Genomic DNA, 21,581 nt, shown 5'->3' on the forward strand with positions numbered 1-21,581 from the left:
TATCTCCGTTGCTGAATGGTGCTGGCGGTTCAGGCCAGATGACGGCCGGTGGGTGCCTGATAGCGGAATCGCAGGAATTTCTGGCCATTGCTGAGGATCTGGAAGGCATCCTTGAGGTTGCGGCGCTCAAATGGTGACAGCTCTTCCGGCTGTACGTTGTTGTTTGGCTCCTGCCCGGCCTCGATGGCGGCGGCCTGATGGCGGATCCGGACAATGGCGATGAATTCCAGCGCGTCCCGCAGGTTCTCCACACTTCCGGCGGGCAGTAGCTTGGCATCCTTCACCGCCTGCAGTCGCTCGAAGGAGTTCTGGGCCCGGGAGCCACAGGCAAGGGCGTGGATGCGAATCAGATCCGACAGGGGCCCTGTGCCACGGCGTTTCAGGTTGATAGTGTCATTCTGCTTGCCATCCTGCTCCATCACGAAGGTGCGGAAAAAGCCCAGCGGCGGGGTCCGGTTCAGGGCATTGCGGGCCATCAGGGCAAGGAACCTCTGACTCTTCATTGCCTCGCTCGCCACAAGCTCCTTGAGTTCTTCGGTAAATGCCAGGCGGCCATGGATGCCTTCCAGATCGAAGAAGATATTGCTGTTGAGCAGGTTTTCCGCTTTGGGGTTGTGTATCCAGTCCATGAAATAGGTCTTCCAGATCCTCAGAGGCTGGCGCCACTTGATGTTGGTGGCCATGATATCGCCGGTGCAGTAGGTGTAGCCGCAGGCCGCCAGGCCATCGCTGACGAACTTGGCCAGCGCCTGGAAATAGTCGTCATGCACAGCCGGGTCGAAGGAGTCGTCCAGCACCAGAGCGTTGTCCTGGTCTGTTACAACCAGCTGTTCATCCCGGGCCATGGACCCCAGTGCCATGAAGCAGTAGGGGACAGGGGCGGGGCCCAGCTTTTCCTCTCCAAGCTCCAGCAGGCGCTGGCTGATGCTGCGGCCAATGCCGGCCATGGCACTGCCGATCATTTTGGAGTTGGCGTCCTCGTTGACCATGCGAACGAAGCTGTCCCGCACGTCTTTGCTCACGGCCTTGAGTCCCTGAACATCTGTCTGGCGATGAATGTTGCTGACCACGAACACGGAACTCTGGGATTCATACCGGATGATGTCCGACAGCCCGATGATGCCCCTCGGCTCGCCGTTATGAACCACTGGCAGATGGTGCACGTTGTTGTGCAGCATCGTGAGCATGGCCTCGAAGATGAAGGCTTCGGAGCGGATAGTGATGAGCTCCGTTGTCATGACATCGCTGACAGGGGTCTCGGAAGGCAGGGCTTCGGTGACGGCGCGGGTCCGAAAGTCCCGGTCGGTGATGATGCCTGACATACGGGGACGGTCTCCGGATTCATCCATCAGCAGGAGGGCGGATACCCGCTCTTCGGTCATGATGCGTGCTGCTTCCTGGAGGCGGATGTCGTCGGAAGCGCTCACCAGCGGTCGGGCAATCAGGCGGGTTACCTTGGCCGTCATCAGCTCGCTGCCCCTGGCGCTTTTTTCCACTGCCGAGCGCAGGCGGGTGCGGTCCTCAATCTCCACGAAGTCCGCGAAGGTTTCTTCGGTTTCCCAGAGTTCCTCGAAAAGGTCCGCCGGAATGCAGTAAAGCAGCGTGTCTTCTATCGCCTTGGCGGGAAAACGTATGCTTCTGCCCATCATCAGTCCCAATTGGCCGAAGATGTCCCCTTCGCTGAGACGATTGTATAGCTCACCGGAACGCCGGAAAATTTCCACAGCTCCGCTGCGAATATAATGGAGATCGGTTGCTGGCTCGCCGAACTCGGTAATGGTGGAGCCGGCCCGGTAATAGGCGATCTCAACCCTGGCGGCGACTTTGTCCAGGGTTGCCGGAGGCAGGTCCTCGAAAGGCTCGTGCTGGGCCAGGTGGTTTCGGATCTCGATCAGTTCAGCCTGCATGGATAATCCCGATGTTCCTGAGGTGGGCCCGGGTCGGGCGGTGATTGGTCGGTTCAGCCGTCAAGTGTAGCAGTGCATTCCCTGTAGCAGCCATGTCGGGTTCCCACGACACGGCTGAGTTGGCGGTTCTGTGAGGAGCCTGGCTGGCGCAATCAGGATCTGACTGCCCGCTTGTCCTTTTACTCCGGATAGGTGAACAGCCTCGCGCTCAAAGTCCGTGGGATACCAGACAGGACAGTGTGCCGTGTTCGGAATGATCGAGCCTCACCCGGCTGCGGCAGGCGTAGGGCACGAGCATCGCCGAGAGCACACGTTCGCGGCTGATGCCCATCACATGGGCCAGACTTACCCGGACGACTCCGCCATGGCAGACCAGCAGCACCCGCTGACCGGCCAGGCGTTCAGTCCACATGTCCCATGCAGTCTGCACCCGGCTCTGGAAATCCGCGAAAGGCTCTCCGCCCGGAGGCGGATTGGTGCTGGCGTCGGCCCAGAACAGGGCCAGCCGCCGTTTCCCGTAACGCTCTGCAATAGCTTCCGCGGTCAGACCCTCCCATTCTCCAAAGCCGATTTCCCGCAGGCGGTCATCAGTGTGAACAGGGATTCCGTAACGCTCTCCCATGGTTTCCGCGAACCTGATGCAACGCTGCAGCGGCGACGTCAGGATGCAGTCCCACTTTTCATCCTTGCCAATGGCGGCGTTCATCTGCTGCCAGCCCAGTTCACTGAGCGGGTCATCCTTGCCGCCCCTGAACATGGGCCCGCCTTCCGGCTCCCCATGGCGTATAAGGTCAACCAGGGTGGTTTTCACCTCATCGGCCATCGCTCACCCCCGCGTCCGCAAAGCTGGCCATTCTGTTGTGCAACTCGCAGGCAGCCCGCATCAGGGGTACGGCCACCGCGGCGCCACTCCCTTCGCCGAGGTGCATGCCAAGGTCCAGCAGGGGCTCGGCTTCCATGGCTGCGAGCACACTGGCATGGCCTGGCTCCCCGGAAAGGTGGCCGAAGTGCAGCCATGGCCGCAGGTCGGGGTTATGCCTCACCGCTACAAGGGCCGCAACCGATACGATGAAACCGTCCACAAGAACCGGAATGCGTCTGGCCGCGCAGGCGAGGAATGCGCCTGCGAGTGCTGCAATCTCAAAACCGCCGAGGGATGCCAGTGCTGCCAGTGGCTCGGGATTATCGCCATGACGAGCCAGGGCGCGCTGGATTACCGCAGCCTTGTGGGAGACTCCGGCTCTGTCCAGCCCGGTGCCCGGCCCGGCAAGTTCTCCGGCAGGGGCTTTCAGCAGGGCACACGCCAGAGCCGCAGCGCTGGTGGTGTTGCCAATGCCCATGTCGCCGCCAATGAATAGCTGGGCACCGGCATCGGCCGCCCGTTGTGCTGCTTTATCGCCGCGTGTCAGGGCAGCCTCCACCTGGCCGATGGTCATGGCAGGCTGGATGGCAAGATTCGCGGTGCCGGGCGCGATGGCCTGGTCCAGTACGCCGGGCAGTGGCTGCAGGGCCGACACAGTGCCAAGATTGACCACCTCCAGCGTGGCACCAAGACTTCGGGCAAGCACACTGATGGCTGCGCCGCCGGCAGCGAAATTGGCGACCATCTGCCCCGTCACTTCCTGGGGGAAAGCTGAAATTCCTTCGGCGCAGACTCCGTGATCAGCAGCGAATACCGCTATGTGGACACGGTCCAGGCCCGGCCGATCGGTGTTTTGCTGGCCACAAAGCGCAATGGCCACGGCCTCCAGACGACCAAGCGAGCCACGAGGCTTGGTCAGGGAGTTCTGGCGGGACCTGGCCGCTTTGATACGGGCTGGATCGGGACTGGGAATAGCGGCTTGCCAGCAACTGGGCGCAGTCATCGCGAGCACTCATTGGAGGGTGGGAAGCGGATGATGGTCTAACGACCCCGGGGGGCTGTCAAGTACACTGACTGACCACCCAGAACCCCGCTGGGGTTGCATTCGGGAGCCCCGCAAACAGAATGTGCACCTGCGGCCGGTAGCGGAACCCACTGTTACGCTACCGGCGATAACTGGAAATATCAGGCGCTTGTGTGACGGCTTCAGTTTCCGTTGGTGACGAAGGCGAAGCCGTTAGGAAGCAAGTCTGTCCGGATGAAGTGGATCTGGCTGTTGTCGGCAGTGTCGATCACGCGGACCCCCGGGGCGCTCGCATTGGCATCGGCGACCCAGAGGTTGCCCGCGGGACTGACATCAATCGCCCGGAAATCGCCTCCTGAAAGCTGATTGACGGCTTCGCTGACGTCGCCGGTTGAAGGATCAAATGGGACGATGCTGGTATTCAGCCAACCTGCATAACTGATGAAGTAACCCTGGGTTTCACTGGCGATGGCCAGTCCACTGATCTGACCGGTTTCTTCAGTGTCGTCCACCAGCTGCTTTACGGCAAAGGTTTCAGGATCAATGGTGTCAATGCCGCCGGTGAATTTCTGGGGAAAATACTGGCCAACGCTTTGTACAACTATGCCCAGCTGCGGGTGATAGGTCACGGTGCCGGGGTTGCGTCCCACCAGGGGGATACCTTTGATATCGCCGGTGCCCTGCCCTGTCTCGAGTTCTTTATCGTTGGTGATATTGAACACTGCCACATAGCTGTCATTGGATGGATTGAAATCACTGTCCAGGCGCTGCATTGCAACGAATAGCTTTCCTTCCACAATGAGCCCCTTCACCATTCCTGGCAGGTTTCCATTGGCAGGCGTGTAAGCGGAGAGATCAAGTTCGCCGGTTACAAAGTCTTCCTGACGGGTTGCCGAAGGATTGACGATGAGCGCCTCGCTTTTGTCATAGCGTAAAAGATAGGCCTTGGTGGGGCTGGCGATGACCAGGTCTTGCGGATTACCCGACCCCTCCTCTCCGGCAACCAGTGTCGAATACTGCCATTCTTCAATGGCGGGGTTCTCAACGTCCACTTTCTGGACGGTGTCGATGCCAAACCGGCCGAGACGGTAATAATGCTGTTCTCCTCCCACCACAGCGATGTCTGAAAGTGTGGCAAAAAAGCCCCCTGTTGCAGTCAGATCGCTGGCATTAAGATCTACAAGCTCCACGGCTCCGGATTCAAAATCGGACGATGCGGTTGCGATCACACCGACGCTGGATGAATCTGCCAGCGGCGTGGTTGAATCACTCGACGAGCTACCACCACAGCCGCTCAGAACAATAGCAGCGAAGAGACTGGTACCAAAGCCGAGCAGCGGTCGGCCGTTAAAGGGATTGAATCGGTTCATCTGTTTTCTCCTTTTTGATTGCAGGTCCGTTTTTCAAAACGAGTGTTTCAGGTTCAGGAACAGGCTCCGGCCGGGGCCGGGAAACCGGTTGAAGTCCTGGTAGATCTCATCGGTCAGGTTGCGGGCTTCCAGGGTGATAACGCTTTCGTGGCGGTTCGGCCAGACCCGGGACCAGGTGGCAGAAGCATTGACGATCTGCCTTGCTTCGGCGGCCAACTGATTGGATGCGTCATAGAAAAGCTCATCGTCGTGGTGGTAAGAAAGGCTGAAGCTGAAAGGGCGAACCTCCCAGATGCTCTTGATCATTGCCGACTCGTGATAGATGCCTGGCAGCCGTTTGCCTTCCCGGTCACGCACCTTGTCAGACTGGTTTTCAGATTCCTGCAGTAACGCATTGGCCAGCAGCCGCCAGTAGCTGGTCAGCCGCACAGAGGCTTCCAGCTCCGTGCCGTAAGTTATCGCCTCAAGATTGATGAAGCGGCCGATGCCCCGGGCATCGTAGAGGGGGGCGATGGCTGGGTTCAGATCCCGGTAAAAGCCGGTGGCCTCAAGGTAGCCCCAGCTACGGTCCGTCCGCAGGGTGAGGTCGGTGTTGAGGGATTCTTCCGGCTCAAGTTCCGGGTTGCCGACAAACAGGCCCTGCTGACCGAAGGTTTCCTGCAGGGTCGGTATGCGGACCTGGCGGCCCAGGTTGCCGGAAATCGTCCAGTAATCCGCAAAATAGTGGCTGAGGCCCAGATCCCAGCTGTACCAGCTGCTGTCCAACCCCTCTCTTGTAACCGCACCGTCAGGCTGGACTTCGTCCGATTCATCGCGAACGTCGAAGCGCCGCACCGAGGCCCGGGTTCGCCAGCTTCCACCCGGGCTCAGCCACTGGTGACTGAGGGCGGAAGAAATCATCAGGCGGTCCCGCTGGTCTTCTGATTCATTGTCCAGGATGTCCTCCTGGGTGTAGTCGTAATTCGTGGTATCAACCGTGGCTGTCAGGGTATGAGATCCGAGCAGCAGGCTCAGGGTGTTGATCAGGCCCAGCTCCCGGATATCCGTGCGGACATCGACTTTTTTGATTCCTACCAGCCCGCTCCGGTTGTCGTAGCGCTGGTCGGAGTCGGACCACACAAGCCGGTGACTGCTATGAAGCTGTCCGTCCAGCCAGCCCTGCTGGCGGTAATGGAGCTGGCTGCGCAGGGACTCGGTGGTGAGCTCGGCTTCATTGCTGCGCCAGTTCTGGATGCTGGGCACGCCACGCTCCTGATCGCTCCACTGGATCAGGGCATCTACCTGGCTTGTGTCATTCAACTGCCATCCCAGCTTGGCGCTGGCATCGTCCTGCTCATATCCGGCGTTGCGGCGTTTGGTGGTCTCGCCATCATTGGGATTGAACCAGTCAGCCCTGTTGGGGTAGGAAAAATCATTGTTGCTGGTCTGGTGGTTGCCGGAGAGCCAGTAGTAAAAGCGGCCATGGCTTCCGGAGTTGAACAGACCGGCCTTGTAGGTATCGAAGGAGCCGGCACCGAGGGATACCCGGGTGGTGTCTTCCAGATCCCGGCCCAGGGTTTCCATGACCACCACGCCGCCGATGCCGGAATGGGCGAACTGCACTGGTGCGCTGCCGGGGTAGACCTGGATGCGGCTGATGTCATGAAGCGCCAGCTGGCTGACGTCCACCCCTCCGGTGACCGGGTCATTCAGCAGCATGCCATCTACCACCACCTGCACCTGCTGGCTGGTTGAGCCGCGCATGGATACCGAAGCATAGCTGCCCAGGCCACCGCTCTGGCGGATCTGTACACCGGTCTGCTCGCTGAGAGTATCGGCCAGGGTCACTGTGCGGTTGTCGAAATCCGCCCGCTCGATAATCCGCACGGGGCCAGTGGAATTGGACGGGTCTGCCTCGGAGGCTGCATTGATCAGGGGTGCCTCGACCGTAATGAAGGGCAGCTCTTTGGCACTGGCAAGCAGGGGCATGAGCGTAAGCAGCAGGATGCCTGATCGTGGAAAGCGCATGATTTTCTGAAACAACCCGCCTGGTATGCTGAGACTGTAAGGCGGTCGTTGTCAGATGACCGCCAGCAAGCAGCTACCAATTCGGGTGATTCAGTGGCGAAGACACATTGCCACAGGTGCACACCGTGCAGCTGACCCTCCGTCAACTGTCACTGATAGCCGGTAGCAGGCCGGTCTCCGGGCTCGCGGCAGGCTCGAAAGCCGGGGCAGGACGCCTTCCCGCAGTACTCTGCAGTGGCTGGCATTGTGTATGCCTGTCGTACCCGTTCATGCCGCTTACCGTTGCGGGGGCAGCGTCGGTTTTGCACCGACTTCCCAGTTTAACTCCGGCGCCGAGGTCGTGATGCCCGCTGGGACAACCTCGTCAACGCGTGTTGGAGAACCTGCTACGGAAAGAATAAAAAAAGATGATAAGGTAGCGCCGCGCGCCGAGTCAATGAACAGCGCCTGCGGCACCGCGTCTGCGATACCTGATCCTGCCACGACACAGAGGACAACCTGCTGATGAGCAAGTGGTTACTGCGAATACAGCTTATGGGATTGCTGATGGTTTCAGCGTCGGCAACATCCTCCCCGCTCTGCGCCACCGACGACCGGGGCCGCAAAGTCTGCCTTGACGAGCCTGCAGGGCGCATTGCCGCCCTTTCTCCGGGAGCAACGGAACTGGTGTACGCCGCCGGTGCCGGGAACAAAGTTGTGGCCGTAGTTTCCTGGAGTGATTACCCGCCCGAAGCGAAAGACATAACCTCAGTGGGCGGCCATGCCCGGCTTGATCTCGAAGCCCTGGTGGCCCTGAAGCCGGACCTGGTGGTCGGGTGGGTGACCGGCAATCCTTCCGAGCAGATGGACACCTTGATGGACCTGGGTTTCCCGGTGTTTTTCATCGAACCCCGGGATTTTGAGGGGATTTCCACCGCCATCGAGCGGTTGGCTACTCTGGCCGGCACCGAAGTTGAGGGCAATCGTGTGGCGTCGGCATTTCGCCAGGGCATGACCCGCCTGGCGGCGAAATACGTGGACGCCGACCCGGTGCCGGTGTTTTACCAGGTCTGGGACCAGCCGCTGATGACCATCAATGACGAACATCTGATAGGCAAGGTGATCAGCCTCTGCGGTGGCGACAATGTGTTTGGCGAACTGCCCAGGCTGGTGCCCAGAATTAGCAGGGAAGCGGTTCTGGCCGCCGACCCCGAAGCCATTGTCGCCGGTGGCATGGGGGAGGAAAACCGCCACTGGCTGACAGCCTGGCAGGAGTTCCCGGATCTCACAGCTGTGCGCCGGGACAATCTTTTTCTTGTACCACCCTCTCTGATCCAGCGGCCCACCCCGCGTATGCTGGAAGGCAGCCGGATCTTCTGCGAAAAACTGGACCGGGCCCGTAACAGGCGATAGCCGCAGGCTCTAACCCAGCGGGCTCCGCACGCCAGCAAAGCCATCGCCAAGCACATGGGTGTAGATCTGGGTTGTACGCAAATCAGCGTGGCCGAGGAGGTCCTGCACTGTCCGGATGTCAGTCCCCCGTCGTAACAGCTCAGTGGCAAAAGTGTGGCGAAAGGTATGACAGCCTGCGGGTTTCCCCACCCCTGACTGGCCTACCGCGGATTTGATGGCTTTTTGCACTGCGCTCACATGGAGATGATGCCGGACGACCCTGCCATTCTGGTCGGTAGTCAGCCCCTGGGAAGGAAACAGCCACTGCCAGTGAAGAGACCGGTTTGCCTTCGGGAACTTGCGATCCAGCGCAAATGGCAGGCTGACCGGGGTGACAAGCTCGGGCTCCTGGGCGCGCCAGGCAGTACGGATAGTTTCGATGTGATCCTGCAGTGGCTCCCGGAGCGTTGCAGGCATCAGGCTTGTCCGGTCTTTCGCCCCCTTGCCATCCCGGACAGTTACGGTGCCCAAATCGAAATCCAGGTCTTTAACTCTCAGTCGAGCCGTTTCCGTCACCCGCAGGCCGGCACCGTACATCAGCGATGCAATCAGACGGTAGGGCGACCCCAGATGTGTGATGATCTTCATGGACTCTTCATGAGTTAGCACGACTGGCAGGCGCCGCGGTTTTTTCGGCCGGGCAATCGAGCCGATCTCGCCCAGTGGCTTTTCCAGCACATACCTGTAAAGAAAAACCAGCGCATTAAGAGCCTGATTCTGAGTAGCGACGGCAACGTTGCGATGCACCGCCAGCCACGTCAGGAACTCACTGACTTCACTGGCGCCAAGGTCCTTTGGGTGTTTCATACCGTGGAACCGGATGAAGTAGCGAATCCAGTACCAGTAGGACTTCTCCGTTCTGATGTTGTAGTGATTGACCCGAATCACTGCACGAAACTGATCCTGCAGGCGCATTGGGCGAGATGGCCGCTCCATGGCAAAACTCCTTCCGAAATTGACACTGTATATATATACAGCATTATTAAATGAGCAAAATCGAGAAGTCAAGCGATTACATGGTGAGGAAGATCGGGTAGTCTAAGCTACTGATTAAAATGGAGGCGTGCGGTGATGATTGACCAGTATTCCTGGAGTTATCCAGACGGCACGTTTTTGCAATATCGCGGAACGCGGTCTAATTGCTGTTGAACTAAACCGCTTCGCGGTAGCGAGCGGGCCGGGGGATTTCCCGCGAGATCAGGTGAACTGACGGATACTTTTGATGAGCCCAGGTGGGCTTTTCAGAAGAGGAGAATCCGTCATGACACCGTTACGTCAGACCATGATCCAGGCCATGTGCCAACATGGCTTTTCCCCCCGAACCCAGCAAAGCTATCTGTACGTTGTAACCGAGCTGGCTCGATACTACCGGCGCTCGCCGGATCAACTGCAAGTAGATGACTTGCAGGTCTATTTCAACTATCTGGTTCAGGAGCGCGCCCTGTCACCAGCCAGTTGTCGCCTCTACCTACACGGCATCCGGTTTTTGTACCTGCAAGTGCTGTACTGGGCGCATTTCGATGTGACGCTGGTCTTACCCAAGCGCCCCCAGCGCATTCCGGAATTGCTGACCCGTCAGGAAGTCACTCGCCTGCTAGCGGGCATCTCCAACCCCAAGCATCAGGCCTTGCTGTCCACCATCTATGGCTGCGGCCTGAGAGTCAGTGAAGCGGTGGCGTTGCAGGTGAAGGACATTGATGGGGAACGTCATCTGCTTCGGGTTGCCCAGGGTAAGGGAGCCAAGGACCGAATGGTGCCCCTGTCACCAGGACTACTTGAGGTGCTTCGTCGGTATTGGCGGGCCCGTCGCCCCATGCCGTGGTTGTTCCCCAGTGACTTGCTGCCAGATCGGCACCTTCATATCACCACGCCCCAGAAGGTGTTCCATCAGGCCAAGAGCGCCAGTGGCATTCAGAAACGCGGCGGCATTCATGCCTTGCGCCATGCTTACGCCACCCATCAGTTAGAACAGGGCGTTCCCCTCCATGAGTTGCAACGGCTGCTGGGGCATAGCGATCTGCGCAGCACACAACGGTATCTGCATTGGCTGCCGGGCGTGACACCCCAAAACCGTGGACCTGTCGACCTGATTGCAGGTCTGGGAGGTGGATGATGGCCAGTTCACTGACCGTCCAGACAATTCTGGACCAGTTCCTCCCCGATGAGCCACTGGACGGCCATCGCCTCAAGGTCTGTGCCCGGTTAACCGGGTGCCGGACGGCCCGCATGGGCGGCATGGAGATGCAGTGTGATCACTGCAAGGCCCGCTCCGTCTGTTATTACGGCTGCCGGGATCGGCACTGTCCGCAGTGCCAGGGTCGCGCCAGCCAGCGATGGAGTGACCGTCAGCGGGCGTTGTTGTTGCCGGTACCCTACTTCCATGTGGTGTTTACGCTGCCCCACACCCTGAATGGCTGGGTTCAGCTGCATCCGGAAGTGCTCTACCACTGCCTCTTCCGGGCCGTCTGGAACACGCTTAATCAGTTCGGTCGCAATACGCGCCATCTGCGGGGCGAGCTGGGCATGACAGCGGTGCTGCATACCTGGGGGCAGAACCTGAGTCGCCATGTTCACGTGCATTGCCTGATCCCTGGAGGTGTACTGACAGACAGTGGTCAATGGCACAGGGCAAAAAGCCATTACCTGTTCCCGGTACGGGCATTATCGCGGCGCTTTCGGGGGCGAATGGTGTCGTTGCTGAGAGTGTCGGCGAACGCCGGTGAGCTGCACCGCGTGACCAATAGTGGTGAGATTGATGGTGTGCTCAACGGCCTGATGCAACAGGAGTGGGTTGTCTACACCCGGCACTGCCTGAACCAGGCTGACACCGTTGTGGATTATCTCGCTCGCTACACGCACCGGATCGCCATCAGTAACGGGCGCTTGTTGTCGATGGAAGGTGACCGGATCTCGTTCCGATACAGGGATTACCGGGATCAAGGGCGGCTAAAGACCCAGTGGCTGGAAGGGCACGAGTTCGTCAGGCGGTTCCTGATGCACATTCTGCCAAAAGGCTTCATGCGCATCCGCCACTTTGGTTACCTGAGTAACCGAACGCGACGACAGAAGCTGGATGTTATCCGGCATTGTCTGCTGAAGCCATCCCAGCCAGAGACAAACCGGGTGAGCCAGGAACCCCATCGATGTTGGCCTTGCCCACGCTGCGATGGTGGTCTGGTTCGCATGGTTCGTCAGATCCCCCGCTTCAGAATAGCGGCCGTGCCAACCGGATAGCTGTCCTGCCGCTCCTGATCTGGCGGCCGAGGGCTTACAGTTCCTTGTGAGCTGGGCCCCTGTGCGGTTCGAGACTGGAAAAAGCGGTATCGGCGGGGTAGTCTGGGCTACATCACAAGAAGGAATCGGCCAATAATGGATATAACGCGGCTCCTGTTCACCGGTGCTGAGGTCCTTCAGCAGCCAGCCTCACCGTTCCGAGCCTTGCCTCCTGATTACTTTACCCTTATGCGTCGCCCGACAGCTTCGGTGCCGGCGGCTTAGTCCAACAGACATTTAAAGGTCATGCTGCGCACGACCATTAAATGCTTAGGTGTTACGTGAGATATGAATAAAGACAAAGTTAGAGAGAATCTGAGGAGAGGCGGGGTTAGACCTAAAGCTAAAGAGTAGCCTCTTCTTCAATTATCAAGTTCCGCATCGCTTCTTCTGAAGCGGTTACTGGCACTGTACCAGTGAACGTTCTAAACCAGTCATGGCCAGTTTTTGTTTTTCCGGACGTATATCTAGATGGTCGGCATGTTTCTGGCGCCAAGCACATTTATGGGAGCGGCGATCAGCCGGATTCTGTACTATTAAAAATAGGTTTAGATGGCTGTAATCGATTGAATGCATTAGGTGGTGATCTGAATCTTACAGTCGTCATGTTCATCGATAACTACCCGATTCACAATATCACCGTACCAGAGCATTTATATGAAGCAGAAATAACCGTTGATTGCTTTCCAACAAAAGAACAGGCTCAGTACTTTTATGAAAGCATCTGCCACGAAATCACGTAACAAATTGCTGCACGCGGAAAAATTACTCGCTACGCTCCTAATTTTCCGGTGAGCAAGGCGTTAGAAGGTAAAGCATATGGATATGGTGCTCAGCATCATTGGAATATTGGCCCTTGGCTTTTTTGTCAACGTAGTGCTGAAGCAAACCTACAATTTTATTTTCTACCTCGGCGGGAAGCCTTTCTTATGGGTTTTAGTAGCGGCAGCCGTCGGTGGCCTTCTTTGGTTTGTTTCTGCCGCGTTCAACTGGTCAGTGTCAATCCCAGCATTGGCGGCAGCTATCGCATTTTTCATGAACCTCCCTCCTCGCTCCACGCCCCAGTCAAAGACGCAGGCCAACGAAATATATGCTGAAATGGGGTTAAAACACGGTGCACTTTTATACCGGGTTGGCCTTGGTGGCTTCGTCGTATCAAGCGTGGTCGGCTGGGTTGTTTTCTATGGCCAGTCTTGCTCCAGCGCCGGAGAGTGCAGTGGTTTTTTCTAGCACTTCTAACAATGCGCTTAAGTTTGCTCCGGCCTTCGGCCTCCACCGGACGCCCTTGTCAGGGCGCCGCTTAGCTTCGCGTTATACCAGCTCAGGCATCTTGAGAGCGAATTAAGGTAAGCGTCCGGTGATCCCATCTTGAGCCTGGCGCTGCCGCCGTCAGGATAGTGTCCACTTATTTTCTAGTGGACACTTAACATGAACAACGTAAGCGTAACCAAGCCCTACCAACGCCGTCGCCGGTTTTCCCGCGAATTCAAAGCCGAGATCGTCGCCCAATGCCTGGAGGCCGGTGCCTCCGTTTCCCGGATCTCGCTGGATAACGGTCTCAACGCCAACATGGTCCGGCGCTGGATGAGTGAAGCGCAGCGAGCGGATAAAGCACCAGCAACGCCGGCATTTGTTCCGGTTAATCTGCCAGCCGTTCCCTCTGGGCCCGGCAACCAGTCGATCTCGGACAAGCGTAGCACCATCCGCATCGAGATTCCCCGCGCGGGTGGCGCGGTGGTGGTGGAGTGGCCGGCGGAGCAGGCGCACCAGTGTGCTGCCCTGTTGCGGGACCTGCTGGGATGATCCGAATCGACGAGATCTGGCTGGCTACCGAACCGCTGGATATGCGAGCCGGGCCCGACAAGGCCCTGGCCCGGGTTATTCAGGTCTTTGGTTCGGCCAGGCCACATTGCGCCTACCTGTTTGCCAACAAACGGGGCAACCGGATGAAGGTCTTGATCCACGATGGCCTGGGCATCTGGTTGTGTGCCCGCCGGCTAAATCGGGGCAAGTTCCACTGGGGCGAATCCTGGCGCGGTGACCAGTTGCGCCTGACCGAAGAGCAGTTGTCCGCCATGGTTCAGGGCTTACCATGGCAGCGTCTTGGGGCCGACGGCGTGATCTCCATCCTGTAACCACAAGCTGCGTGATATCGCCATAACCAGAACTGCGAATCGCTTGCAGCACAAGGGCCTGGCATACTAACGGGCATGACTCAGCGCCCCAATCTCGACCAACTCTCTGCCGACCAGCTCCGTGCTCTCGCTACGGAACTGTTCGATCGTGTCGAGACCAGGGAACGGGCACTGGTACATCGCGATGCGGTCATCGAAAAGCTGACCCACGAACTGGCCGTCCTCAAGCGCCACAAGTACGCCCGGCGTAGCGAGCAGCTGGACGCGGTTCAGGGAAAGCTGTTGGACGAACTGATCGACAGTGACCTGGCGGCGATCGAAGCCGAACTGGATCAGGCGATGACCGAAGAGCAGAAAGCCGCTCGGCCCAGGCAGCAACCCAAACGCACACCGCTACCGCCGGAACTGCCCCGCACCCTGATCCATCACGAGCCCGAAAACACCCAGTGCCGCTGCGGCTGCCAGCTTAAGCGCATTGGCGAGGACGTGAGTGAGAAGCTGGATTACGTCCCGGGCGAGTTCACCGTGGAGCGCCACATCCGAGGCAAGTGGGCCTGCGACAAATGCGAGACTCTGATCCAGGCCCCGGTGCCACCGCAAGTGATCGACAAGGGCATCCCAACCGCCGGTCTGTTAGCTCAGGTGCTGGTGGCCAAGTACGCCGACCACCTGCCGCTGTACCGTCAGGAACGGATCTTCGGTCGCGCCGGCCTTGAAATCCCGCGCTCTACCCTGGCCGAATGGGTCGGTGCCTGCGGTGTGCAGTTGCAGCCCCTGGTGGATGCGTTGAGAAACACCCTGCTGGAGCACGATGTTCTGCATGCCGATGAAACACCGGTTAGCATGCTGTCTCCGGGTAAGAAGAAAACCCATAAAGCCTACGTCTGGGCCTACTGCACCACGCCGTTCTCGGATCTGAAAGGGACCGTCTACGACTTCGCCCCGAGTAGAGCAGGCGAACACGCCCGCACCTTCCTGGGTGACTGGCAGGGCAAGCTGGTCTGTGATGATTACGCCGGCTACAAGGCCGGGTTCGGCAACGGCATTACCGAGATCGGCTGCATGGCCCACGCCCGGCGCAAGTTCTACGACCTGCACGAAGCCAACAAGAGCGAGCTGGCTGCCAGGGCACTGGAATACATCGGCGGACTCTACGAGATCGAGCGGGAAACCAGAGACCTGCCGCCGGATAAACGACAGGAAATCCGGGAAGCGAAAGCCAGGCCCATTGCTGATGCGTTGCATCAGTGGATGCTGGCCCACCGACAGAAAGTGCCGGATGGCTCCGGCACGGCCAAAGCCCTGGATTACAGCCTCAAACGGTGGGCAGCGCTGACGCGCTACCTGGACGACGGAGCTGTACCCATCGACAACAACCGGGTGGAAAACCAGATCCGGCCATGGGCACTGGGCCGTTCCAACTGGCTGTTCGCCGGGTCACTGCGCAGTGGCCAGCGTGCGGCGGCCATCATGAGCCTGATCCAGTCGGCCAAGCTGAACGGGCATGATCCGTACGCCTATCTGAAGGATATAATGACGCGTCTACCGACGCAGAAGAACAGTGCCATCGACGAGCTATTGCCCCACAACTGGCAGCCGGCTATACCTGACAAGGTGTGATGCCCGGACGCTTACGAATTAAGGTCAAAAGGATTAGAACAATATATGTTTCCGGATAAGGATCTATTTCATTACACCTCTGCTGATGCTTTTCTGGGTATCATGACGAATCGTGTGATCTGGGCATCAAATATAGCCTTTCTAAACGACGAGAAAGAATATCGATACACCACGAAGATTCTAAGACCGCACCTCGACGAAATATGGAAAAAGAGCGAGCACAAGGAGCTTGTTGAGAGGCTGGTGCGGCTGATCGAAAACTCTGATGGTGGACCTACCTACGTTACCTCTTTGTCCGAAAAGCCCGACCTGCTTAGCCAGTGGAGAGCATATTGCCGAGATGGTGGCTACTCGATAGGACTTGATAACAAAGCGATACCTGAGATCGCCAAACGTTGCCAGCTAGAAATCGTTAAGTGCAGTTACTGTCCTAATCAGCATCAAAAGCTAGTAGCTGATTTTGCTGACCAACTTTTCGAGCAGATTTCGGAAAAAGGTGCTTCGATCACAGATCGAAATCAGGCACTGCAGTTTCATGCCGATCACGTATACGGCCAAATCAACCGATTGGCAAACGAAATTAAGCATCCAGCATTTGAAGAAGAGCAAGAGTGGCGCTTTGTAAAGACGTTCGTCTACGCGAACCATCCGAATCTAAGATACCGGGCTGGTAAAGGAATGCTTGTTCCATATTTCGAAATACCTCTGGTGAGCCCGGAAAAACCAGAACTATTTATCCCGATTTCAGAAGTTTACGTTGCACCCCATAGAAACTCTGAGTTATCGGAAAAAACACTGACCACCTTTTTGGCCGGAGAGCGGGCTAAATATGACGAGCCACCTTTTGTGCGAGTGAAAAGGTCAATTGCTCCCTACAGAGAAATTTGAGGATTGGTATAACAAGGCACTGTTGCCGGACAATTTTTCCGCCGCTTCGCGGCTCCAAAATTGCCGCAAAGTTTTGCGTTAGCTGAGTAGTGCGTTGTTCCTTTTGGGTGGCTCGGTGCCAGCGGGCCTTGGCGGAAAACGGGTAGCAAAGCCGGCAGGGTTGGTGGTTCGCCAAGGCCGTCAGAATCTGCGGTCAGGTTGGCAGCTCAATCGGTCAGCAGTGTTGGTAAAAGCTTGGGTGTTCACCGTGCGGGGTCGTCCGGCGAAACCTGGTTCCTTGCTTACCTGCTACTCTGAAGTTCAGGTTCGTTCACCGGATCATCGGTGGTGTTTTCAATCACAGTGCATCGGCGGTTGTCGGTGCCAGGGGGCATCGGAGCAGGCGGTCATTTTGGTTGCCAAAGATCGGGTTTCATTCTGGTTCGGTTGTTCGCAGCTAACAAGGCCATCAAATTCGTTTCGGCCTTCGGCCTTCGGCCTCCACCGGACGCCCTTGTCAGGGCGCCGTTTATGGCTGGCGTTATGTGTCAGGAACACTTCAGAGCCTACGACTGACAGTACTAATTTTCCCAAGGTTGTTGAAAGTCCCCACTATCATGTTTGGACCGACGCTTTGCATGCTCGCGCGCTAGCGCACCAAGCGCAAAATAGATGGGATCGTGGAACCTATGTTCGCTGGGCAATCACCACGAGCTGGACAGTTTTAGAGATGGCTTGCGAGCACGCGCTTCAGACGAGTGGTATTGGCAGGCGTTTTCGAGAGAATCTAGATAGTGCTTTATCGCAACTCGGTTTAGCCAGCATAGATTGGGGAAGCGGTACATGGCAGCAGATCGCTGAACTGCATCGGGTTCGAAAGGAGTTAGTTCATATAAATCCTTCTCAGGCATTTTTGTTTATGAACGCGGTTTCCGCAGATACTGCGATTGTGACAATTCGAAGTGCGATAAAAGATATCTATGTGCGGGCGGGGGACTCTGCACCGCGATGGCTAGAGGATGATGATGATCGGGGATGGGACTCTGGGCGAGACGCCAGTGCACATATGACAGCTATACATGCTGGTGCCAACCCTCATTCGCCTAACGCAATAAGAATTGGTTATGTCTATAAGGATAAAGAATATATAAGTTCGGTATTCCCCTCAGGTACCGACCCAGAGCCGAAAATTGCTGATCTTATTCAAAATATCCGCGTTCCCATCAGCCACGTTCGAGCTTATGAAGGGCAGACTCTACTTGTGAATCGCGAATTATCGATGCGCGGCACATGAACAGTCTTACAGATACGGCAGAATACTGGGCAATAACTGTCAATACAGCTACGCAAACGGTCGCAAGGAGTTATGAGTTGGTTATTGGGGCAAAACATAACCAGTGCAGGCACGGCGACGCCCATTACATTGCGCCCTCGGCTCCATTCCAATGGCGCGCATGCTGCAAGCGTTAGCGGTTTCCGGTTTCCGGCTTCCGTGGCGCCGTAGTCGGCCTATTAAAGGGAACAAAGGTACAATCTAAAGCGCCACGCAGTCGGATCTGAATCGTCGCCATCAAAAGGATATATAGTGAAAATTATAGCAGTAAGCGAAAAGGCTAGCTTCTGGAGGCTGCGCGATATCAACGCATCGCTTTTGGCTTTCGACAAAATCTACATTCCTCAAGGTAAGAGTGAAATGGATAGGTCGACATTGCAGCTAGACCTCCACACCAAGCGAGTATCCATTGAGGATGTAGAATACCTAGAGTCTAAAGGTGTGGTGGTTCAAAACCCGCTCACAGACGAATCATCCGAGATAGTCGAAAACGCGTTAGCCAACATTCGCAGGTATAACGCAAAAGCAGGCGGCATAAGCGAGGATACCAAACTCGTTTTTGGTAATATGCTTGAAAGGATGTTTATAAAAAAGCTTTCTGTCGGATCCGAAGAAACTTTCGTGCCGGCAAGCACCTTGTCAAGGTGTCTCCCTTCCCAGGGTGTGCATAAAAAAGAATCCAATTTTTTTTCTATACTAATCGAAAATCTTCCCGTGCTTAGCGATGAAGTTCCGTTTGACGAAGTCCTGTCATTCAAAGAAGAGTATGCTAAAGAATATAGACGACTAATGTATTGGGCGACGGGCAATGCGCTGACAGATGGCGTGAACGCAGGAAAAGAGCAGCTCTCGGAAATGATTGAAGGGTTTCGAAGGCACGAAGAGCTAGGCCGCTTGAGGTTCAAACCAGGTAAGATTGAGATTCTGTGCCAAGGGCTGGGGGCGTTTGGAGACGTCTTCACCTTGAGGTTCGGAAGGGCGGCTAAAACGCTGGCTACCATTCGCAAGACCAAGGCAGATCTCCTTGAACATGAAGCGAATAACCCTCACCTGCCACTGTCGTACATCATTAAGTCGCAGGATGAGTTCCGATAGTGCGTGCAGGGCGAAAACCCTCCGCCTCTAATCGAGCTGCGCTCCGCTGATTTGGAGGGGGCGCGGTGGGGTCTCGCTGGCATACGGTGCTCTACCAACTGCGCTAACAATCACAGGCACAGCGACGCCTTTTTCGTTGCGGCTGCGCCTTCACTACAAAGCCGCGCCTGCTGCTGGCGTTAGGCTTCAATAACCAATAGAGGCATTAATGAAGTATCCAGGTCAACCAAAATCCCCTCCTGGCTGGTACAAAGATAGAGGGCAGTCTTATATTGAAAAGGAATTTAGTAAAGAATTAAGTGATTTGGCTGATGCTATTGAAAGTGAGCATTGGTTTGGTGATCAGGAAAAGCATGGCAGATTTCGTGTCGATTTTATTTTAAAGGATGCCCGACTAATAATTGAGCTAGATGGGCATGATTACCATTCAACAAAGGAACAACTAGAGAAAGATGCTATCAGGCAGCGTTATCTTTCTCGAGCAGGATACACAGTAATAAGATTTACTGGCCGAGAGATAAATAAAAACCCTAAAGCATGTGTTTCTGAAGTTCGAGAGATATACAAGGAACGAATGCAAAGGGCTCCCGCTAAGTATCGCGTGATGTATATTGATTATCCATTTCTTTATAGGGAAACAAGTAAGGCACTTTCTTTCTTTAAAAAATTACATCCCGGTCGCGAATTAAGGTCTGTGAGTGTTGATGAGCTAGTTCCTCATGCTGTTGAATGGCTTCACGAAAAGTCGTTTATTACTGCATTTGTTTTTCACCCGCCTGAAGATCATCATGAAATAAAAAATTTAGACGGTTTTGTGAAAGAGTTTGATATAGGCGAAGTTCGCATTAATACGGTATCGGAAGAGTGGTATAGCCTTGAGTTGGGCGATCATATGAAGAGCTTTTCTCATTTGTTTGATGAGTTTTTTTTGGTGGCCGATGATCCTGTTTATGTGGAGCCTCTTCGTTCGGTTCTTCCCTCTAATTTAAGCGAAAAAAAGATTGGAGATCATAAATTTAATTACTTAGCCAATGGAAAGTTGTTACGGCATGGTAACGAAAATACATCCTATGTTGGTAGCGAACTGGTTTACGTGCACTGGCAGCGAATTTGGTATGTTATCGGCGCCTCCATGGGCTTGAATCTATATGAAATGTAAAGCCTAACAAGTGGCTCCTGCGGATTGGGTTAAACTGGCACCTTTTCTACGGCGCTGCGCTAGCAAAAAAACCGCCAGTTCAACCCAACCGCAGAGCCAGGCGTTAAACGTCGTACCCGAATGTCCGCTTTGCGACCAGACCGAGATCACCAATCTCTTAAACAAAAGCGGACATTCGCCTCGCACTCAATCCAAGCCCGTTTTCCTAGCTCTAACCTAAGGAGTCCATCCTTTCTGGCGCTACGGAATTGGTCTAAACCTGAGTTTCTGTGAGGGCTTTTGGTCGGCAAACAGGCCTGTAGCATTTATTGGCATATAATGAAAAACACCTGAAATCCGCAAAATGCTTGCGGTTTAATTTGCACAGTGCTGCACACTTTTCACAAGCCACCCTTGTAGATCATTGTTTTAGAGAAGAACTTTTTCAGCCCCCTGGTTTTAACTTGGGAGACTCTGAATAAGTCTCGAAATCAGCGATAATACGGCCATCGCCAACCGCATAGGATTCGTTGCCACCATGGATCAAATCACCTTCTCCGAAGCCGAGTACCAGACCAAGAAGCGCAAGACCCGCCGCGAGATCTTTCTGGAACGGATGGACAAGCTGATTCCCTGGAAGCAGTTGGAGAAGAAGGTAGCCCGTTATTACCCCAAGGGCCAGAACGGACGGCCTCCTTATCCGCTGCCTGCCATGCTGCGAGTTCACTGCATGCAGTTGTTCTATAACCTGAGCGATCCGGCCATGGAAGACGCTTTGTACGAGATCGAATCCATGCGGCACTTCGCGGGTCTGAAGCTGGATCGCTTGCCGGACGAGACGACCATTCTCAACTTCCGGCATTTCCTGGAGCAACACGGTCTTGGCAAGGCGCTGTTTAAAGAGGTGAACAAACACCTGGAGAAGAACGGCCTGATGCTGCGCGAAGGCAGCATCGTAGATGCCACCATTATCTCTGCTCCCAGCTCCACCAAGAACAGTACCGGCAAGCGCGATCCGGAGATGCACCAGACCAGAAAGGGCAATGAATGGCACTTCGGCATGAAGATGCACATTGGTGTCGGCGACACGTTCGGTCTGATACACAGCATTGATACCACCGCTGCCAACGTTCACGACATTGTGCCCGCTGGCAACCTGCTTCACGGTGAAGAGCAACGGGTCTTCGGCGATGCCGGTTACCTTGGCATTCAGAAGCGGGATAAGCATAAGCACCGCGAAGATGTCTCCTGGTTCATTGCCAAACGGCCTGGCACCCGAAAGACGCTGGACGCCGACAAACTGAAAGCCGAAAAAATCAAAGCCAGTGTTCGCGCCAAAGTGGAGCATCCCTTTCGGTACATCAAGCAGGTCTTTGGTTATGACAAGGTCCGCTATCGCGGCCTTGCCAAAAACAGTAACCGGCTGCATTTGCTAGCCGCGTTCAGCAACCTGCTGATCGGTGAAAAATACATACTGGCGTAGGGCCAGTGCGCCTGTTTTCCGCCAAAATGGCGGGAA

The 21,581-nt window shown here is 56.0% G+C and carries 19 protein-coding genes and 1 riboswitch; of the genes, 13 read left to right on the forward strand and 6 right to left on the reverse strand.

Going from position 1 to position 21,581, the window contains the following annotated elements; genetic code table 11:
• Window positions 1-29 precede the first annotated feature (29 nt).
• From LG327_RS05160 to LG327_RS05180, 5 genes are all read right to left on the reverse strand, one after another.
• Window positions 30-1,907 carry a putative nucleotidyltransferase substrate binding domain-containing protein gene (locus LG327_RS05160; protein WP_404366709.1) on the reverse strand — a complete coding sequence of 626 codons (1,878 nt, stop codon included), beginning with the start codon at window positions 1,905-1,907 and terminating at the stop codon, window positions 30-32.
• A gap of 208 nt (window positions 1,908-2,115) precedes the next feature.
• Complete coding sequence (locus LG327_RS05165) at window positions 2,116-2,730, reverse strand: histidine phosphatase family protein (protein WP_404366712.1); 615 nt, start codon at window positions 2,728-2,730, stop codon at window positions 2,116-2,118.
• The gene (gene cobT / locus LG327_RS05170; RefSeq protein WP_404366715.1) at window positions 2,720-3,772 is read right to left on the reverse strand and encodes a nicotinate-nucleotide--dimethylbenzimidazole phosphoribosyltransferase; all 1,053 of its coding nucleotides are present in this window, start codon (window positions 3,770-3,772) and stop codon (window positions 2,720-2,722) included. Before cobT ends, LG327_RS05165 begins: the two co-directional genes overlap by 11 nt.
• 203 nt (window positions 3,773-3,975) lie before the next feature.
• Complete coding sequence (locus LG327_RS05175; RefSeq protein ID WP_404366718.1) at window positions 3,976-5,163, reverse strand: hypothetical protein; 1,188 nt, start codon at window positions 5,161-5,163, stop codon at window positions 3,976-3,978.
• Window positions 5,164-5,196: 33 nt separating this feature from the next.
• Window positions 5,197-7,170: a TonB-dependent receptor gene (locus tag LG327_RS05180; RefSeq protein ID WP_404366721.1), complete on the reverse strand. Its 1,974-nt coding sequence runs from the start codon at window positions 7,168-7,170 to the stop codon at window positions 5,197-5,199.
• A gap of 150 nt (window positions 7,171-7,320) precedes the next feature.
• A riboswitch (cobalamin riboswitch) is annotated at window positions 7,321-7,536 on the reverse strand.
• A gap of 138 nt (window positions 7,537-7,674) precedes the next feature.
• Between LG327_RS05180 and LG327_RS05185 the strand changes: the two genes are divergently transcribed.
• Window positions 7,675-8,562, forward strand: coding sequence for a cobalamin-binding protein (locus LG327_RS05185; protein WP_404366724.1), 888 nt, complete (start codon window positions 7,675-7,677; stop codon window positions 8,560-8,562).
• 9 nt (window positions 8,563-8,571) lie between these two features.
• Here the strand turns inward: LG327_RS05185 and LG327_RS05190 are convergent, their stop codons facing one another.
• Complete coding sequence (locus LG327_RS05190) at window positions 8,572-9,537, reverse strand: integron integrase (protein ID WP_404366727.1); 966 nt, start codon at window positions 9,535-9,537, stop codon at window positions 8,572-8,574.
• A 325-nt stretch (window positions 9,538-9,862) separates the two neighbouring features.
• Between LG327_RS05190 and LG327_RS05195 the strand changes: the two genes are divergently transcribed.
• The 12 genes from LG327_RS05195 to LG327_RS05250 all read left to right on the forward strand — a co-directional run bounded on the left by LG327_RS05195 (window position 9,863) and on the right by LG327_RS05250 (window position 21,545).
• Complete coding sequence (locus tag LG327_RS05195) at window positions 9,863-10,714, forward strand: tyrosine-type recombinase/integrase (protein ID WP_404366730.1); 852 nt, start codon at window positions 9,863-9,865, stop codon at window positions 10,712-10,714.
• On the forward strand, window positions 10,714-11,835 hold the full coding sequence (locus LG327_RS05200) for an IS91 family transposase (RefSeq protein ID WP_404366733.1): 1,122 nt from the start codon (window positions 10,714-10,716) through the stop codon (window positions 11,833-11,835). The genes LG327_RS05195 and LG327_RS05200 overlap by 1 nt, the downstream gene beginning before the upstream one ends.
• A 455-nt stretch (window positions 11,836-12,290) precedes the next feature.
• Window positions 12,291-12,617, forward strand: a complete 327-nt coding sequence (locus tag LG327_RS05205) for a hypothetical protein (RefSeq protein ID WP_404366736.1) — start codon at window positions 12,291-12,293, stop codon at window positions 12,615-12,617.
• 76 nt (window positions 12,618-12,693) lie between these two features.
• Window positions 12,694-13,104, forward strand: a complete 411-nt coding sequence (locus LG327_RS05210) for a hypothetical protein (RefSeq protein ID WP_404366739.1) — start codon at window positions 12,694-12,696, stop codon at window positions 13,102-13,104.
• A gap of 198 nt (window positions 13,105-13,302) precedes the next feature.
• Complete coding sequence (gene tnpA / locus LG327_RS05215; protein ID WP_404366741.1) at window positions 13,303-13,677, forward strand: IS66-like element accessory protein TnpA; 375 nt, start codon at window positions 13,303-13,305, stop codon at window positions 13,675-13,677.
• Window positions 13,674-14,009: an IS66 family insertion sequence element accessory protein TnpB gene (tnpB, locus tag LG327_RS05220; protein WP_404366744.1), complete on the forward strand. Its 336-nt coding sequence runs from the start codon at window positions 13,674-13,676 to the stop codon at window positions 14,007-14,009. Before tnpA ends, tnpB begins: the two co-directional genes overlap by 4 nt.
• Window positions 14,010-14,084: 75 nt before the next feature.
• Complete coding sequence (gene tnpC, locus LG327_RS05225) at window positions 14,085-15,629, forward strand: IS66 family transposase (protein ID WP_404366747.1); 1,545 nt, start codon at window positions 14,085-14,087, stop codon at window positions 15,627-15,629.
• 45 nt (window positions 15,630-15,674) lie between these two features.
• Window positions 15,675-16,517: a DUF2971 domain-containing protein gene (locus LG327_RS05230; RefSeq protein ID WP_404366750.1), complete on the forward strand. Its 843-nt coding sequence runs from the start codon at window positions 15,675-15,677 to the stop codon at window positions 16,515-16,517.
• A 709-nt stretch (window positions 16,518-17,226) separates the two neighbouring features.
• Complete coding sequence (locus LG327_RS05235) at window positions 17,227-17,790, forward strand: hypothetical protein (protein ID WP_404366753.1); 564 nt, start codon at window positions 17,227-17,229, stop codon at window positions 17,788-17,790.
• Between the two features lie 291 nt (window positions 17,791-18,081).
• The gene (locus LG327_RS05240) at window positions 18,082-18,924 is read left to right on the forward strand and encodes a hypothetical protein (RefSeq protein ID WP_404366756.1); all 843 of its coding nucleotides are present in this window, start codon (window positions 18,082-18,084) and stop codon (window positions 18,922-18,924) included.
• A 208-nt stretch (window positions 18,925-19,132) separates the two neighbouring features.
• Window positions 19,133-20,083: an endonuclease domain-containing protein gene (locus LG327_RS05245; protein WP_404366759.1), complete on the forward strand. Its 951-nt coding sequence runs from the start codon at window positions 19,133-19,135 to the stop codon at window positions 20,081-20,083.
• A gap of 517 nt (window positions 20,084-20,600) precedes the next feature.
• A complete protein-coding gene (locus LG327_RS05250) occupies window positions 20,601-21,545 on the forward strand; it encodes an IS5 family transposase (protein WP_404366761.1) in 945 nt (314 codons plus the stop codon).
• Window positions 21,546-21,581 lie beyond the last annotated feature (36 nt).

Source organism: Marinobacter sp. (genome assembly GCF_044799475.1).
Taxonomy (GTDB): domain Bacteria; phylum Pseudomonadota; class Gammaproteobacteria; order Pseudomonadales; family Oleiphilaceae; genus Marinobacter.

What these genes read in the sequence shown, in the direction of transcription:
- LG327_RS05160 (WP_404366709.1), bottom strand. Translation starts at nt 1,907, where the DNA reads ATGCAGGCTGAACTGATCGAGATCCGAAACCACCTGGCCCAGCACGAG.
- LG327_RS05165 (WP_404366712.1), bottom strand. Translation starts at nt 2,730, where the DNA reads ATGGCCGATGAGGTGAAAACCACCCTGGTTGACCTTATACGCCATGGG.
- cobT (WP_404366715.1), bottom strand. Translation starts at nt 3,772, where the DNA reads ATGACTGCGCCCAGTTGCTGGCAAGCCGCTATTCCCAGTCCCGATCCA.
- LG327_RS05175 (WP_404366718.1), bottom strand. Translation starts at nt 5,163, where the DNA reads ATGAACCGATTCAATCCCTTTAACGGCCGACCGCTGCTCGGCTTTGGT.
- LG327_RS05180 (WP_404366721.1), bottom strand. Translation starts at nt 7,170, where the DNA reads ATGCGCTTTCCACGATCAGGCATCCTGCTGCTTACGCTCATGCCCCTG.
- LG327_RS05185 (WP_404366724.1), top strand. Translation starts at nt 7,675, where the DNA reads ATGAGCAAGTGGTTACTGCGAATACAGCTTATGGGATTGCTGATGGTT.
- LG327_RS05190 (WP_404366727.1), bottom strand. Translation starts at nt 9,537, where the DNA reads ATGGAGCGGCCATCTCGCCCAATGCGCCTGCAGGATCAGTTTCGTGCA.
- LG327_RS05195 (WP_404366730.1), top strand. Translation starts at nt 9,863, where the DNA reads ATGACACCGTTACGTCAGACCATGATCCAGGCCATGTGCCAACATGGC.
- LG327_RS05200 (WP_404366733.1), top strand. Translation starts at nt 10,714, where the DNA reads ATGGCCAGTTCACTGACCGTCCAGACAATTCTGGACCAGTTCCTCCCC.
- LG327_RS05210 (WP_404366739.1), top strand. Translation starts at nt 12,694, where the DNA reads ATGGATATGGTGCTCAGCATCATTGGAATATTGGCCCTTGGCTTTTTT.
- tnpA (WP_404366741.1), top strand. Translation starts at nt 13,303, where the DNA reads ATGAACAACGTAAGCGTAACCAAGCCCTACCAACGCCGTCGCCGGTTT.
- tnpB (WP_404366744.1), top strand. Translation starts at nt 13,674, where the DNA reads ATGATCCGAATCGACGAGATCTGGCTGGCTACCGAACCGCTGGATATG.
- tnpC (WP_404366747.1), top strand. Translation starts at nt 14,085, where the DNA reads ATGACTCAGCGCCCCAATCTCGACCAACTCTCTGCCGACCAGCTCCGT.
- LG327_RS05230 (WP_404366750.1), top strand. Translation starts at nt 15,675, where the DNA reads ATGTTTCCGGATAAGGATCTATTTCATTACACCTCTGCTGATGCTTTT.
- LG327_RS05235 (WP_404366753.1), top strand. Translation starts at nt 17,227, where the DNA reads ATGGCTTGCGAGCACGCGCTTCAGACGAGTGGTATTGGCAGGCGTTTT.
- LG327_RS05245 (WP_404366759.1), top strand. Translation starts at nt 19,133, where the DNA reads ATGAAGTATCCAGGTCAACCAAAATCCCCTCCTGGCTGGTACAAAGAT.
- LG327_RS05250 (WP_404366761.1), top strand. Translation starts at nt 20,601, where the DNA reads ATGGATCAAATCACCTTCTCCGAAGCCGAGTACCAGACCAAGAAGCGC.